The sequence below is a fragment of the Myxococcaceae bacterium JPH2 genome (genome assembly GCA_016458225.1).
Classification (GTDB): Bacteria; Myxococcota; Myxococcia; order Myxococcales; family Myxococcaceae; genus Citreicoccus.
The window spans coordinates 152280-166524 of record JAEMGR010000009.1 but is presented as its reverse complement, the minus strand read 5'-3'; the positions used below and the strand labels follow the sequence as shown (position 1 = coordinate 166524).

The 14245-nt window shown below is 70.1% G+C and carries 12 protein-coding genes and 1 pseudogene; 8 read left to right on the top strand and 5 right to left on the bottom strand.

Features of this window, described 5'->3' with window-relative positions:
• Positions 1-472: 472 nt before the first annotated feature.
• The gene (gene xth / locus JGU66_15980) at positions 473-1258 is read left to right on the top strand and encodes an exodeoxyribonuclease III (GenBank protein MBJ6762272.1); all 786 of its coding nucleotides are present in this window, start codon (positions 473-475) and stop codon (positions 1256-1258) included.
• A 22-nt stretch (positions 1259-1280) separates the two neighbouring features.
• Complete coding sequence (locus JGU66_15975) at positions 1281-2051, top strand: 1-acyl-sn-glycerol-3-phosphate acyltransferase (GenBank protein MBJ6762271.1); 771 nt, start codon at positions 1281-1283, stop codon at positions 2049-2051.
• Between the two features lie 23 nt (positions 2052-2074).
• On the opposite strand, the gene JGU66_15970 is transcribed toward JGU66_15975, so the two are convergent.
• Positions 2075-2596, bottom strand: a complete 522-nt coding sequence (locus tag JGU66_15970; protein MBJ6762270.1) for a hypothetical protein — start codon at positions 2594-2596, stop codon at positions 2075-2077.
• Positions 2597-2735: 139 nt separating this feature from the next.
• Between JGU66_15970 and JGU66_15965 the strand changes: the two genes are divergently transcribed.
• On the top strand, positions 2736-3791 hold the full coding sequence (locus JGU66_15965; protein ID MBJ6762269.1) for an alpha/beta hydrolase: 1056 nt from the start codon (positions 2736-2738) through the stop codon (positions 3789-3791).
• Positions 3792-3801: 10 nt separating this feature from the next.
• Here the strand turns inward: JGU66_15965 and JGU66_15960 are convergent, their stop codons facing one another.
• The 4 genes from JGU66_15960 to JGU66_15945 all read right to left on the bottom strand — a co-directional run bounded on the left by JGU66_15960 (position 3802) and on the right by JGU66_15945 (position 7483).
• A complete protein-coding gene (locus JGU66_15960; protein ID MBJ6762268.1) occupies positions 3802-5883 on the bottom strand; it encodes a cation:proton antiporter in 2082 nt (693 codons plus the stop codon).
• Between the two features lie 86 nt (positions 5884-5969).
• Complete coding sequence (locus JGU66_15955; protein MBJ6762267.1) at positions 5970-6143, bottom strand: hypothetical protein; 174 nt, start codon at positions 6141-6143, stop codon at positions 5970-5972.
• A gap of 164 nt (positions 6144-6307) precedes the next feature.
• Positions 6308-6775: a hypothetical protein gene (locus JGU66_15950; GenBank protein ID MBJ6762266.1), complete on the bottom strand. Its 468-nt coding sequence runs from the start codon at positions 6773-6775 to the stop codon at positions 6308-6310.
• Between the two features lie 192 nt (positions 6776-6967).
• Positions 6968-7483 carry a hypothetical protein gene (locus JGU66_15945; GenBank protein MBJ6762265.1) on the bottom strand — a complete coding sequence of 172 codons (516 nt, stop codon included), beginning with the start codon at positions 7481-7483 and terminating at the stop codon, positions 6968-6970.
• A gap of 424 nt (positions 7484-7907) precedes the next feature.
• On the opposite strand from JGU66_15945, the gene JGU66_15940 reads away from it, so the two are divergent.
• The 5 genes and pseudogenes from JGU66_15940 to JGU66_15920 all read left to right on the top strand — a co-directional run bounded on the left by JGU66_15940 (position 7908) and on the right by JGU66_15920 (position 14239).
• Positions 7908-8699 carry a TonB family protein gene (locus tag JGU66_15940; protein ID MBJ6762264.1) on the top strand — a complete coding sequence of 264 codons (792 nt, stop codon included), beginning with the start codon at positions 7908-7910 and terminating at the stop codon, positions 8697-8699.
• Between the two features lie 59 nt (positions 8700-8758).
• Positions 8759-10051 (top strand): PepSY domain-containing protein, encoded by a 1293-nt coding sequence (locus JGU66_15935; protein ID MBJ6762263.1) that lies wholly within the window; start codon positions 8759-8761, stop codon positions 10049-10051.
• Positions 10052-10184: 133 nt separating this feature from the next.
• Entirely contained in the window at positions 10185-12413 is a 2229-nt protein-coding gene (locus JGU66_15930; protein MBJ6762262.1) for a TonB-dependent siderophore receptor, read from the top strand.
• Positions 12414-12441: 28 nt separating this feature from the next.
• A complete protein-coding gene (locus JGU66_15925) occupies positions 12442-13122 on the top strand; it encodes a Fe2+-dependent dioxygenase (GenBank protein ID MBJ6762261.1) in 681 nt (226 codons plus the stop codon).
• Positions 13123-13219: 97 nt separating this feature from the next.
• Positions 13220-14239, top strand: a pseudogene (locus tag JGU66_15920) (hypothetical protein).
• Positions 14240-14245: the final 6 nt, after the last annotated feature.

Sequence of the window (14245 nt, the reverse complement as noted above, 5' to 3'; positions counted from 1 at the left end):
AAGGGCACCGTCTCGGGCGACGCGAACTGGGGCACGGCGATCGCCATGTCCGCCGCGGCGGCCAAGGGCGGCCACGTGCGCCTCGGTTCCGCGGGGTTGGGCGTCACCAACGCGGACCCTCTGGTGGTGGACACCGTCGGCTACGGTCCGGCGGTCACCCCCGAGACCCAGCCCGTGCCCTCGCTGCCTGGCGTGGCGGGGAGCTTCGAGCGCAAGGCGTCCGACAGCTCCACGGCGGCGTCCATGGAGAGCGGCGCGGACGTGAACCTGGGCAACGGGTTCGACTCGAACAACAACGCGGTGGACTTCGTGCTGCGCACCACGCGCGGCCCGCAGAACCGCACCAGTCCTACCGAGCCGTAACAGAAGTGGCGGCGGAGGCCCCCGTCCGGAGCACTGGAGCGGGGGCCTTGCCCGGCTTCCGAGCGGACAGGGCTGGAAAACCCCGCGCGCCCAGGCCATAAGCAGGGGCGTGCGAGTCGTCTCTTGGAACGTCAACGGTCTGCGCTCGGTGCATCGCAAGGGATTCCTCCCGTGGCTCGCGGGAGCGCGGGCGCAGGTGGTGGCCTTGCAAGAGGTCCGGGCCACCGAGGAGCAGCTTCCCGAAGAGGTGCGCGCCCCCGCGCGGTGGCGGACGCACTTCTCCTCGGCGGAGCGCGCGGGCTACAGCGGGGTGGGGCTGTACAGCCGCGCCACGCCCGATGACCTGGAGACGAAGCTGGGTGTGCGGGAGATGGACTGCGAGGGGCGCTTGCAGTTCGCCCGCTTCGGCAAGCTCACCGTGGTGAACGGCTACTTCCCCAACGGCAATGGGAAGGAGCGGGACCTCAGCCGCATCCCCTTCAAGCTCGCCTTCTATCGCAAGCTCTATCAGCGGCTGGAGAAGGCGCTGCGCGATGGCGAGCGCGTGCTGGTGGTGGGCGACTTCAACACCGCGCACCAGGATCTGGACCTGGCCCGTCCCCGCGAGAATCGCGAGACGAGCGGCTTTCGCCCCGAGGAGCGCGAGGAGTTCGACCGGTGGATCCGCTCGGGTTGGGTGGACAGCTTCCGGCACTTCCAGCCCGAAGGCGGCCACTACTCGTGGTGGAGCCAGCGCGTCGGGGTGCGCGAGAAGAACATCGGGTGGCGCATCGACTACGTCCTGGCGACGCCCGCGGCCATGCGGTACGTGCGGCGCGCGGACATCCACGCGCACGTGCTCGGCTCGGACCACTGTCCTGTGAGCGTGGACCTGGCACCGGAGGTCGTCCGGTGAATCCCTTCAACGAGATGCCTCTATGAATGCACTGCTGTCCATCTGGACGTGGTTGGAGATTGCGCTGGTGGCGTTGGTGGGCTTCTGCGTCCAGATCGTCCTGGTGTTCTTCACCTGGCCGTTCGATCGGCGGCGCCACATCCCTGGGAGGACGTTCCGGCGCGTGGGCTGGATGGCCGCGAAGCTGACGCCCTACTGGCGCTTCGGCGTGCACGGCGACATCCCCCGCACGGTGGCGCCGAACACGGTGGTGGTGAGCAACCACGAGTCCAACGCGGATCCGTTCCTCATCTCGCACCTGCCCTGGGAGATGAAGTGGCTGGGCAAGGCGAGCCTCTTCAAGATTCCCGTGGTGGGCTGGATGATGTGGTTCGCGGGCGACGTGCCGGTGGAGCGGGGCGATCGCGACTCGGCCACGGGCGCCATGGGCAAGTGCAAGAAGTGGTTGGCCAAGGGCATGCCGGTGATGATCTTCCCCGAGGGGACGCGCTCGAAGACGGACGAGCTGTTGCCCTTCAAAGACGGCGCGTTCCGCCTGGCCATCGAGGCGCAGGCGGACGTGCTGCCCCTGGCGGTGAGCGGGACGCGGCGCGCGCTGCCGAAGCACTCGTGGCGCTTCAACACCTCGCGCGGGCTGGTGACGGTGGGCACGCCCATCTCCACCCGCGGCATGACGGTGGCCGACCTGGAGCGCCTGAAGGACATGGCGCGGGCGCAGATTGAGTCGCTGCGCGCGTCCCTGGCGCCGCTCACGCGGGTCGAGCCCGCCGAGGCGCGCCCGGTCGCCTCGTAGTCCTCACGACGGAGCGGAGGTCCTCAGACCTCCTTGTCGTCGAGGATGTGGCAGCGCAGGTCCTTGTCGAGCGCGTCGTTGATGACGCCGCGGATGAGGTCCTCGCCGCCCAGCTCGAAGGAGAGGCCCACGCGGTCTCCCTTCACGTCCGACTCCGTGTCCACGGTGAGGCGCCCGCCGAGGGCCACGGCGCTGCCGTCCACGTGCGCGCCGGAGCGGACCCGGACGTCACCGCCAATGGACACGGCCGAGCCGGTGACACGCCCGCCCGCCTCGACGATGACGCGCCCGCGCACGGCGACGGCGTCCTCCACCACGGCGCCCTTGCGGACGATGACGTTGCCGTCCACCGCGACCACGTCCTTCACCTTCTCCCCGGCCTCGATGATGAGGTCGGTGCCCTGCACCGCGCGGCTGCCGTCCTTCGTGGAGTTCATGCAGACGATGCGCGGCGAGCCCGAGGCCTTCTTCGCGGTGTCCGCCGCGAGCGAGGGAGTGGCCAGCATCGAGCAGACGGCGAGGGTGGTGAGGAACGGTGCGCGCATGGGAGGGCTCCTGGCGAGGACTCCGTGACATGGGCTCCTACGGACATCCTGCCGAGCCATTGCATGCCCCTGGGCTGGGGAGGCCGGGACTTTGCGGCGGAATTCTCCGTGGGCACCCTTGCGGCAAGGAGCCACCACCATGCCCGTCACTGGACCCGAGGACCGCTACGCGGGGGTTGACCCCCAGGCCCGTGCCTTCCTGGCCATGCTGGAGGCCCGGGGTGGGCCCCCGCTGTCCACGCTCTCACCCCAGGCGGCGCGGGAGGTGTTGCGCGACCTCCAGTCCGGCGATGTCGCGCGGATGCCGGCCGCCGTGGAGGACCGTGTCATCCCCGGGGGGCCGAGCGGGCAGGTGCACGTTCGCATCGTCCGTCCGCCCGGAGCGTCTGGCCCGCTGCCTGTCTTGGTGTACTGCCATGGCGGCGGATGGGTGCTGGGCGACGGCGACACGCATGACCGACTGATTCGCGAGCTGGCCTTCGGCACGCGGGCGGCCGTGGTGTTCATCCAGTTCTCGCCCGCGCCCGAGGCTCGCTACCCCGTGCAGATCGAGCAGGCCTATGCGGTGCTCCAGTGGGTGGCGAACCACGGGGGCGTGGTGGGCCTCGACAGTGGTCGCATCGCGGTGGTGGGGGACGGCACGGGCGGCAACCTGGCCATCGCGCTCACGATGCTGGCGCGCGAGAGGGGAGGGCCGCGCATCGCGCAGCAGGTGCTGTTCCATCCCGTCACGGACGCACGCTTCGACACGGCCTCGTATGAGCGGTACGCGGAGGGCTACTTCCTCACGCGCCAGTCGATGGCGTGGTTCTGGGACTGCTATGTGCCTGACGCCTCGGCGCGCTCCCTGCCGCTCGTGTCGCCGCTGCGGGCTCCGGCCGCGAAGCTGAAGGGGCTGCCTCCCGCGCTCATCATCACCGGCGAGTGCGACGTGGTGCGCGACGAGGGCGAGGCGTATGCCCATCGGCTCATTGACGTGGGGGTGACTGTCACGCCCACGCGCTACCTGGGCGTCCCGCATGACTTCGTGGTGCTGGATGCGCTGGCCAGTACGCCCGCGGCGCGCGCGGCCGTCATCCAGGCCTGCGTGACGTTGGTGAGCGTGCTGGGCGCGGGGCTGCGCAGCGGGCAGCCCGCCATCCCGACCCGACCCTCGGGTGAAGCCGAAGTCGGGCCGGGCGCCAGCGTTCACTGAGCCTGCTTCCTCAGTCCGGTTGGCCGCCGCTTTCGAGCACGGCACGGGCGGCGTCGATCGCCTCGTGCGTGCCGGCCAATGCGAGGACATCTCCAGCGCGGAGCACCTCCTTCGCGGACGGCACGAGCACGTCCGCGTCCCCGCGCCGGATGGCGAGGACCGTGGCGCCCGTCATGCCGCGCAGGTCGAGCTCCGCGAGCGTGCGACCCACCGCGGGGCTCGTCTGGAGGAGTGAGATGGACTCGGGGTCGCCCATGCCGGGCAGCAGCGCGCGGATGTCCGCGAGCGAGTCCTTCTTCTCCTCGGCGTGCTCGTTGTCGCCCGTGGCGTGGGACTGCGAGGCGAGCGCCGCGACGATGACCTGCGCCCCCGCGCGCATGTGCCCCTGAAGGTTGGTGGCGCTGCGCCAGAAGCTGAAGCCCAGCACGGCGATCATGATCAACAGCAGGGTGGCGCCCGGCATGCCCGGGAGGAACGGCTGCGTGAACGCCATGACAGGGACGCCCACGATGACGACGATGCCGAGTTGGAGCGTGACGACGAGCATGCGGCGGGGCGCCGCCGCCAGGTCCACCTTGCCGTCGGGGGCCGCGGGCAGCGCGGCCTCCGCCAGCGTCCCGCCCAGGCGACGCGCCACGCGCACGATGCCCACGGCGAAGGGCACGCACAGCACGACGGACGCCACGATGAAGATCGTCCGCGCGACGGACTCGAGCAGGCCCACCTCGCGCACGAGGAAGTTCACCACGCGAGCCGAGCCGATGGAGGCGCCGATGACGATGGCCACGAGCAGCGCCGCGTCCAGCAAGAGGAGCAGGATGCTGCGGCGTGCGCGCGCGCCCACCGTCTCGCGTCGGGGCAGGTTGCCCAGGCGCTCCACCCAGCTCCCGTAGAGCGTGACGAAGGTCTGCAGGGGTTGCGGGAGCTTCCGGTCCAACAGGCTGGCGAACGGCCCCGAGGCCTTGATGAGCCACGGGGTGACGAGCGTCGTCACCACGGAGACGGCCACCGCGACCGGGTAGAGGAACGAGCCGGTGGCCTTCAGCGACAGGCCGAGCCCCGCGATGATGAAGGAGAACTCGCCAATCTGCGCCAGGCTCATGCCCGCCTGCACCGACGTGCGTAGGCCGTTGCCCGTGAGGAAGGCGCCCGTGGTGACGCTGAGAATCTTTCCGAAGATGACCACCAGGGTCAGCACCACCACCGCGCCCCAGTGCTGCGCCACGAGGGCCGGATCCAACAGCATGCCCACGGACACGAAGAAGATGGCGGCGAAGATGTCGCGCACGGGCTGCACCAGGTGCTCGATGGTCTTGCCCTCACCGGACTCGGACACGAGCGAGCCCGCGAGGAACGCGCCCAGCGCCACGGAGTAGCCGAGCGTCTGGGCGAGCAGCGCGACGGCGAAGCAGATGCCCACGCTCGCGACGAGCGTCGTCTCCGGGCGGTTGAGCTTGATGATGGCGCGCACGGCCCGAGGCACCACGAGCAAGCCCACCACGACGAGCGCGACGAGGAAGGCCACCAGCTTGCCCACGGTGGCGGCCAGCGCGCCCGCGGACAGGCCCGCGCCGGAGGACACCGCGGTGAGCGTGGCCATCAGCAGGATGGCGATGATGTCCTCGACGACGAGGATGCCGATGACGAGCTTGCGCAGGTTGCCACGGATGTTCTGCTCGTCGAAGGCCTTGGCGATGATGGTGGTGCTGGAGATGGCGATGGCCGCGCCCGCGAACAGGCACTCGAGCCGCGACCACCCGAACGCGCGGCCCGTGATGAAGCCCAGCCACATCATCACGCTGCATTGGATGACGGCGGTGATGCCCGCGGTGGGGCCCACCTGGATGAGCTTGCGCAGGCTGAACTCGAGCCCGAGCGAGAACATCAGGAGGATGACGCCCAGCTCGGACAGCGTCTGGACGATGCCCGCGTCCGCGACGAGTGGGATGGGGACGTGGGGCCCGATGATGAGGCCCGCGATGATGTAGCCCAGCACGACGGGTTGGCGCAGTCGCTGGAACACGACGGTGGTGACCGCCGCGACGCAGAGGACGATGGCGAGAGCTTGGAGGAAGGCGTGGGCGTCGTGCATGGGGCGCCTGCGGGAAGGGAGGTGGGGAAGGGGGCCTCGGCCCCGCGTCGCGCGGAGTCGAGGCCCGGAAGGTCATGCCTGCGCTCTCAGCCGCATTTATCGAACACGACGGCCGCGCCAATGATGAGCACGCACACCAGGATGCTCAACACCAGACGCGCCCACTGCCAGTGGACGTGCTCGGAGGGAGCCGCGGCCTGGGTCGCGGGTTGAGCGGTGGACGAAGTCGCCGGCTTCGGCTGGACACTCTGCTGGGACATGAAGGGACCTCTCGCGCCCGCGAGGCTCGCGGCGCGCGACATGAAGGGATGACGCGTCCGATTCCGGCACCACGGCCGTGCGCGCGACGGCATCGCGCGGGCGCACGACGGACGTGGGGCCGGTCAGACGACGGGAATGGGTGAGGGAAGAGAAGCGGTCCGCGTCACGCCGCGCGCGGTGGGCCCTGCGCGGGACAGTTCACGGTCCGCGGGCGATCCCCCACCGGGACATGGCGCGGGGGCAGGGCACAGGCGCGGATGCGCTGAGTGAGGGCCACGATGGCCGCATCGAGCCGCGTGGCCAGGGCCGCGCGCGAGGACTCCGCGCGCTTGGGAAACGGCGCCGGATGGGCGCTGGGCCGGGGGGCATCGAACCGCCCCGCGGGTGATGGATCGACCGCGCCGTCGCGTGGGTCATGAAGACCCGCGAGGCTCCACGCTCCGCACGAGTCCTCGCGCGCGTCCGCCACGCGAGCGGCCTGGGCCGGCTCGGACGCAGGACTCGCGGAGGGCGCGACGGCTGGCGCATGGGCCAGCCACGCAGCGAAGGTCAGGGCGCACGCCAGCAGCGCGATGGGAGTCCATCGTTCGCGAGGGGCCTGATGCCCTGCTGGACGAAGTGCCTGGGTCATGGGACTGGGAGCGGGCGACAGGGCGCCCCGCTGGCCGCCCGCCGGGGACGGCACGTGCCATCGGTCCCGCCCCTTTCTTCCTGTACACCACGACCGCGGACCGCGCACCCGTGAAGATGGGCGAATCGTGCTTCACGTGCAGGCGGCCAGGCGCGGTCCTTCCTTGTCGCCGCGGGTCCGCCTGGTGGCTCCTCAATGACGACGCGCGCGTGAAGCCGCGTGCTCCACGATGGTGAAGCGCTCGGGCCGTACACCCCACAGCAGCGACGCCTCCAGCTCACTCGCGAAGTCATCGAGCCTGAGCCCGGCCTGGCTTCGCAGCGCGGCATCCAGCTCCGCGTAGGTGGGGCGATGCGAGGGCAGGGTCACCGCGATGTCGCGGGCCTCGCGCCGCAGCTTCGCAGACGATGACAGTCCTTGGGCTCGCAGCTCCTCGAGCAGCATCGGCAAGGGCAGGACCCGCTCAGACAGCGGCGCGCGCAGCGGCCGGGCCATGCCTCGCGTCAGCGGAACCGCTGGCGCCAACGCCGCCGTGACGAGGGTGGTGGCCACCATGGCCATCAATCCGTATCGCCGTGAGGAGGTGCGCACGAGCAGGCGGATGAAGAAGCCCAGACAGCCCGCGGGCAACAGCATCATCAGCACCCCCAGCGGCAACAGGCTCCACACCGCGCCCCAGGCCACGCCCTCCAGTGCGTCACGTGTCATAGGACCCAAGAGCGCGGGATGTGCCTTCCTCAAGCTGGGCGCTGGGGTCGCGGGTGCATCGGTCACGGTCATGGCCAAGGGCCATCGCAAGGCTCGGGCCAGCCCGTGGGGCGCCAGTCCTCCCTTGAGGGCCGTGATGTCCCGGGTCACTTTGTCCCGGTTCGTTCGGGCCTCCGTGACGGGGTGGCCCGCGAATCCTGGCCCTTGGCACCCGGGAGTTCCGCTTTGGCCTGAAATTTGGCGCTTGAGTCATGTTCGAGCGGATTGACGCTCCGGCCGACAGCATGTATCTCTGGCAGCAGTGAAAATGAGAACTGTTCTCAATTTCGAGGATGCCTTGGTGGTGGGTGGCCCGGTCGGCGTCGAGCCGCGGACCGTGGACGCGGTGCGGCAGCGCGTGGAGCCGCCGCCTGGGCTGTTTCGGATGGGAGCACCCGCGCCGGGAGAGCAGGGGCGGGGCCGGTGGAGCCGCGCGTGTCTGATCGCCGGCATCGTGCATGTCGGGCTCTTGGCGGGAGGGATTGCCAGCGCGGGCGCGAACCCTCGCGTGCTTCCGGTCGCGGAGCCTGAGCCGGAGCTGGTGTTGCTGGCGTACGCGGCGCCGCCTCGTGCCGCCGCGGGTGTGCCGACCGAGGCTCGGAGCGCGCCGGTGACTCAGGTGCAGCGCAAGGCCCCGGTGCAGACGCCTCGGCTGAAGGCGCCGACGCCGACGCCGGTGGAGGCTCCGGTGGAGAAGGTGGAGCCGACGCCAGTGGACAGCGCGCCGGAGCCCGAGCCGGAGTCAGCGCCGGTGGCTGCCACGGCGGACACCTCCGCGAGCACGGGGGCCGTGGCGGGAGTCGTGGGCGGTGTGGTCGGGGGCGTGGTGGGTGGCGCGGTCGAGGGCCGCGAGGGTGGCGCGCTGGGGGCTGTGGGTGGGGATGCCCTCACGCTCAAGCAGGTGTCGCGTCCGCCCGTGGTGCTGACGCAGGTGGCTCCGCAGTATCCGCGTCGCGCGAAGGAAGAGCGCGTCACCGGGCTGGTGCTCGTGCGCGTCATCATCGGAACGGATGGGAAGGTCGAGCCGGAGCACACGCGCGTGATGCGCTCGGTGGCCGGGCTGGACGAGGCCGCGGTGGCCGCTGTCTCGCAGTGGCGCTTCTCTCCGGCGCTTGGACGCGAGGGCCGTCCGGTTCGCGTCATCGTCGACATCCCGATGAATTTCACCCTGAAGTGAATGGGTGGGCGCTGGCCGCCCACCTCCCGTTGGCGCGTGCCCGCGCGCGAGAGACTTCCATGTTCAGCCGTCTTCGCTCCGTCCTCTTCTGGGTCCACCTCGTGGCTGGCGTCGTCGCCGGTCTCGTCGTCGCCATCATGGCCTTCACGGGTGTGGCGCTGGCGTTCGAGTCCCAGGTGGTCGACTGGGCCGACCGCGACGCGCGCCACGTGCAGGTGCCTGGTGCGGACGCCTCGCGCCTCTCCGTCGATGCGATGGTGGCGCGCGTGCGCGAAGCACGGCCCGAGGCGCAGGTCTCCGGCATCACGGTCTACTCCGCGCCGGACTCCGTGGTGCTCGTGAGCACCGGTCGCTCGGGTGGCGTCTACGTCAACCCCTACACGGGCGAGGTGCGGGAGCAGGGCGCCGCGGGCTGGCGCGCGTTCTTCCACACGATGGAGGACTGGCACCGCTGGCTCGGCACGGAAGGTGAGCAGCGAGCCCTGGGCAAGGGCGCCACGGGCATCTGCAACGCCGCGTTCCTGCTCATGGCCATCACCGGGCTCTACCTGTGGTGGCCGCGCAAGTGGAACATGCGCGCCATTCGTCCGACGCTCTGGTTCCGCGGGGGACTGCGCGGCAAGGCGCGCGACTTCAACTGGCACAACGTCATCGGGTTCTGGACCTTGCCCGTGCTGATCGTCCTCACGGCGTCCGGCATGGTCATCTCGTACAAGTGGGCCTCGGATCTCGTGTACAAGGCCGCGGGTGAGGCGCCGCCCACCGCGCAGGGGCCGGCCTCGGCACCTCCAGTCAAGGTGCCTGCTCCGCCTCCGGGAGCGCAGCCGCGTGAGCTGGATGCGCAGTTCGCGGCGGCGATGGCTCAAGTCTCCGGATGGGAGAGCGCCACGCTGCGCATGGGCGGACCCGGTGGACAGGGCGGTGCGCCGCGACCTGAGGCGGGCAAGGGTGGTCCGGGCGCGGCTCCTCGCGGTGATGCCGACAAGCGCGGCCCATCCGCGACGAACTTCAACATCAAGGCGCACGGTGCGTGGCCGCCGTTCGCCTCCGTGCAGGTCGCGGTGGATCCCTTCACCGCGCAGTCGCTGCGACGCGACACCTTCGCGGATGCGAGCGCCGGTCGTCGCGTGCGCACGTGGTTGCGCTTCCTTCACACCGGTGAGGCGCTGGGCTGGATGGGACAGCTCATCGCGGCCATCGCCTCGTTCGGCACGCTCTTCCTCGTGTGGACCGGCTACGCGCTGGCGTGGCGCCGCTTCTTCCCCAAGCGCCGCCGTGCCCCCGCCTCGACCGAGGTGGCCTCCGCGCCGCTGTCGCCCGAGTCCGCCACGCCTCGCTCCGAATCAGCCTGACGCCGAGGCCTGAGTGTCCCGCGCGCGAAGTCATCGGTGAACGTCTGTCTTTCATTTGAAGTTGAGAATCATTCTCCAAATCAAGATTCACTGCGCGATGCGCCCGGTTCGCGGCGCGCCAGAGGGAGTGCACGTGTCTGCATCGAAGCTCGATAGGTCTGGGATCCGCTCCGCACAGGGAAACACGGGAGGCCTGCGGGCCGCGCTGAGGCCGTGGGGCCCGGCGGCGGTGGGGTTGGCGTCCGCGCTGGCGGCGAGCGGCGCGGCGGCACAGGAGGCTCCGAAGACCGAGGCGACCGAGGAGCAGTACGTGCTGCCCACCGTGCAGGTGGAGGCCGAGGCCGAGCAGGGCTACCACACCGAGGAGAGCCGCCTGACGAAGCTGCCGCGCCCGCTGGTGGATACGCCGCAGACCGTGGTCGTGGTCCCCGAGAAGGTGATGGAGGAGCAACAGGCGACGACGCTGCGCGATGCGCTGCGCAACGTGTCTGGCATCACCGTGGCCGCGGGCGAGGGGGGCCGTCAGGGTGACACGTTCAACCTGCGCGGCTTCTCCGCGCAGACGGACGTGATGCGCGACGGCGTGCGCGACCTGGGCTGGTTCACGCGCGACACGTTCAACGTGGAGGGCGTGGAGGTCTACTTCGGTCCGTCGTCGGTGCTGTTCGGTCGCGGCTCCACGGGCGGCGCCATCAACATGGTGACGAAGAAGCCCAAGAAGACGTCCTTCCAGGACCTGCGGCTCACCGCGGGCACGTCGCCGTCTGGCCGCTTCGAGGCCGATCTCAACGAGGTCATCTCCGAGTCGTTCCAGATGCGCATCAGCGCGATGGGGCAGCTCTCGGATGTGGCGAGCCGCGACATCGCCCAGGAGAACCGCGCGGGCATCGCGCCCTCGGCGCGGCTGGCGCTCGGCAAGCACGTCACGCTGGACCTGGACTACTTCTACCAGCGCGAGGACAGCGTCCCGGACTACGGCCACCCGTACTACCAGGGGTATCCCGTCTCCACGAGCCTCGACGTGCGCCGCGACGCGTTCTACGGCGTGGAGGGCTCGGACACGGAGAAGGTCAACGTCCACATCGGGACGGGCCGGCTGCTCGTGGACCTGGGCGGTGGCACGCAGCTCACCAACACGGTGCGCCTGGGCGGCGTGGATCGCTTCTCGCGGCCCACGTCTCCGCGCGGGCTCACGCCGGCCGTGGATCCGACGACCATTGGCCGCGAGCGGTACGAGACGGCGACGGACAACATGTACCTGGCGGAGCAGCTCGATCTGCGGGGCGTGTTCCAGACGGGCATCCTGAAGCACGCGGCCAACGTGGGCCTGGAGTACTCGCGCGAGTGGCGTGAGCAGCGCCGCTACAACCTGCGCGCGGTGGGGCTGCCCACGGGGCCCAACATCCCCGCGGACCTGTACGACCCGGAGCCCAAGCCGGACCTGTCCGCGGTGGACCGGACGTTCGGCTCGTCGAGCGGGACGACGCAGTGGTCCGTGGCGGCGTACGCGGCGGATCAGATCGCCATCGGCAAGTACGTGGAGCTGCTGGGCTCGCTGCGCTACGACATCTTCCGCACCGACTACGCGACGGTGAACGCGACGAACGTCACCACGCGCCTGGAGAACAAGAACAAGTACCTCAACTGGCGCGCGGGCGTGGTCGTGCACCCGATGGAGGCCACCAGCGTCTACGCGATGTACGGCACGTCCTCCAACCCGTCGGCCGAGGTGGGCACCATCAGCACGGGCCAGGACACGTTGGACCCGGAGAAGAACGAGACGGTCGAGGTGGGCGCGAAGGCGGACGTCATCTCGGAGCGTCTGAGCGTGAACGCGGCGGCCTTCCGCATCGACAAGAAGAACGCGCGCGTGGCGAACGCGGATCCTGCGGGTCCCCCCACGGTGCTGGATGGTGAGCAGCGCTCGCAGGGCATCAACGTGGGCCTCGCCGGCACGCCGCTGCGCCGCTGGAACGTGTTCCTCAACTACACGTTCCTGGACTCGGAGATACTCAAGCACACCAACGCGTTCATCGTGGGCCAGCGCATGCCGAGCACGCCGAAGCACAGCGGCTCGCTCTGGACGACGTACGGCATCACCGACGCGCTCACCGTGGGCGGCGGCGCCGTCTACCAGGACGTGGCGACGGTGAACAACCCGGCCAAGGACACCGACGTGCTCAACAAGGTGCCCAACTACTGGCGCTTCGACGCGTTCGCCAGCTACGCGGTCAGCCGGTACGACATCCAGCTCAACGTGAACAACCTCACCGACGCGCTCTATTACGAGCAGTACTATGCCGGGCAGGCCGTGCCGGCGAAGGGTCGCTCGGCGCTCTTGTCCGGTCGGGTCCGGTTCTAGGCGCGCTCGCTCGCCAGGAGACACCTCCATGATGCTGCACATCCCCCAGGTCCTCACCGCCGAGCAGGTGGCCCGCTGTCGCGCCGTGTTCGACGCGGCGACCTGGGAGGATGGCCGCAGCACCGCGGGCCACCAGTCCGCCCAGGTGAAGCGCAACGAGCAACTCCCCGAGGGGAGCCGTGAGGCGCGCGAGCTGGGCGACCTGGTGCTCGCGGGCCTCGAGCGCAGCCCGCTGTTCATCTCGGCGGTGCTGCCGCAGCGAGTCTTCCCTCCGCTGTTCAACCGCTACGGGCCAGGGATGACCTTTGGCTCGCACGTGGACAACGCCATCCGCCCCGTGCCGGGCACGCCGCATCGCGTGCGCACGGACGTGTCCGCCACGCTCTTTCTCTCGGAGCCGGAGTCGTATGACGGCGGCGAGCTGGTGGTCGAGGACACCTACGGCGACCACTCCGTGAAGCTGCCGGCAGGCGACCTCATCATCTACCCGTCCAGCAGCCTGCATCACGTCACGCCGGTCACCCGCGGTGTGCGCCTGGCGTCGTTCTTCTGGGTCCAGAGCATGGTGCGAGATGTCTCGCAGCGCGCGCTGCTCTTCGACCTGGATACCTCCATCATCCAGCTCAACAAGGAGGTGCCGAAGAGTCCGGCGCTGGTGATGCTGACGGGCGTGTACCACAACCTCCTGCGGCAGTGGTCGGAGCCCTGAGAGGCGAGCGCCGCGCCCGTCGCTGCTGCACAATGGGGGCATCGCATTCCCGAGGCCCGCCATCACCACGACATCGTCGCACGACGCTTCCCACTCCGACCTCTCCATCTGGCTGTACGCGCTGGGCTACTTCGCGGCCTATGCGCCCTACAGCGCGCTGACGAAGATGCTGTCGAGCGGGATGCTGGGCGGGATGTCGCATGGCATCTCCGGCTTCTCGTTGCTGCCGGCGAGCGCCTCCGCGTCCCTGGTGGGGATGTTCATCTTCCTCACGTGGAAGGGCTGGTGGAAGGACGCCGGCCATCGCGTGGTGCTCGGTCGGAGCGTCCCCGTGCCGGGGCGGTGGACGTTCGTGTCGGGCCTGTGCTCGGCGGCCATCATCGGGACGACGACGCTCGCGTACACGCTGCCGGGCGCGTCCATCGTCTTCATGATGCTGCTGATGCGCGGCGGTGTGCTGGCGCTCGCGCCGCTGGTGGACCTGTGGATTGGGCGCAAGGTCCGGTGGCCCTCGTGGGTGGCGCTGGCGCTGAGCCTGGGCGCGCTCGCGGCGGCGACGGGGCCTGGGGTGAGCCTGGAGCTCACGGCCGTGGCCGTGTTCGACATCTCGGTCTATCTCCTGGCGTACTTCATTCGCTTGTTCGCCATGAGCCACCTGGCGAAGTCTGGCGATCCCGCGGTGGCGCGGCGCTACTTCGTGGAGGAGCAGATGGTGGCGACTCCCGCGCTGGTGCTCGTGTTGAGCACGTTGGCGCTGGTGGGCGGCGATGGCGTCCTCGGAGACATCCGCGCGGGCTTCACCGAGTTCTTCGCGCGAGGGCACATGCTGGCCGAGGTGGCGGTGGGCGTGCTGTCCCAGGGCACGGGCATCTTCGGCGGACTCATCCTGCTGGATGGTCGCGAGAACTCCTTCTCCGTGCCGGTGAACCGGGCCTCCAGCGTGCTCGCGGGCGTGGTGGCCTCGGCGGCCATGGCGATGTGGCTGGGCGTGCCGGGCGCGGATGCGACCGAGCTGTTTGGCGCAGGACTCCTCGTCGCGGCCATGCTCGTGCTGGCCGTGCCCACGGTGCTGGCGGCTCGGCGGATCGCGCGCGCCGTGCCCGCGGCTGGGCGCTGAGCACGC

Bases quoted from the DNA above. Each gene is read 5' to 3' on its own strand.
- JGU66_15975 (MBJ6762271.1), top strand. From the start codon at position 1,281: ATGAATGCACTGCTGTCCATCTGGACGTGGTTGGAGATTGCGCTGGTG.
- JGU66_15970 (MBJ6762270.1), bottom strand. From the start codon at position 2,596: ATGCGCGCACCGTTCCTCACCACCCTCGCCGTCTGCTCGATGCTGGCC.
- JGU66_15965 (MBJ6762269.1), top strand. From the start codon at position 2,736: ATGCCCGTCACTGGACCCGAGGACCGCTACGCGGGGGTTGACCCCCAG.
- JGU66_15960 (MBJ6762268.1), bottom strand. From the start codon at position 5,883: ATGCACGACGCCCACGCCTTCCTCCAAGCTCTCGCCATCGTCCTCTGC.
- JGU66_15955 (MBJ6762267.1), bottom strand. From the start codon at position 6,143: ATGTCCCAGCAGAGTGTCCAGCCGAAGCCGGCGACTTCGTCCACCGCT.
- JGU66_15950 (MBJ6762266.1), bottom strand. From the start codon at position 6,775: ATGACCCAGGCACTTCGTCCAGCAGGGCATCAGGCCCCTCGCGAACGA.
- JGU66_15945 (MBJ6762265.1), bottom strand. From the start codon at position 7,483: ATGACACGTGACGCACTGGAGGGCGTGGCCTGGGGCGCGGTGTGGAGC.
- JGU66_15940 (MBJ6762264.1), top strand. From the start codon at position 7,908: ATGGGAGCACCCGCGCCGGGAGAGCAGGGGCGGGGCCGGTGGAGCCGC.
- JGU66_15935 (MBJ6762263.1), top strand. From the start codon at position 8,759: ATGTTCAGCCGTCTTCGCTCCGTCCTCTTCTGGGTCCACCTCGTGGCT.
- JGU66_15925 (MBJ6762261.1), top strand. From the start codon at position 12,442: ATGATGCTGCACATCCCCCAGGTCCTCACCGCCGAGCAGGTGGCCCGC.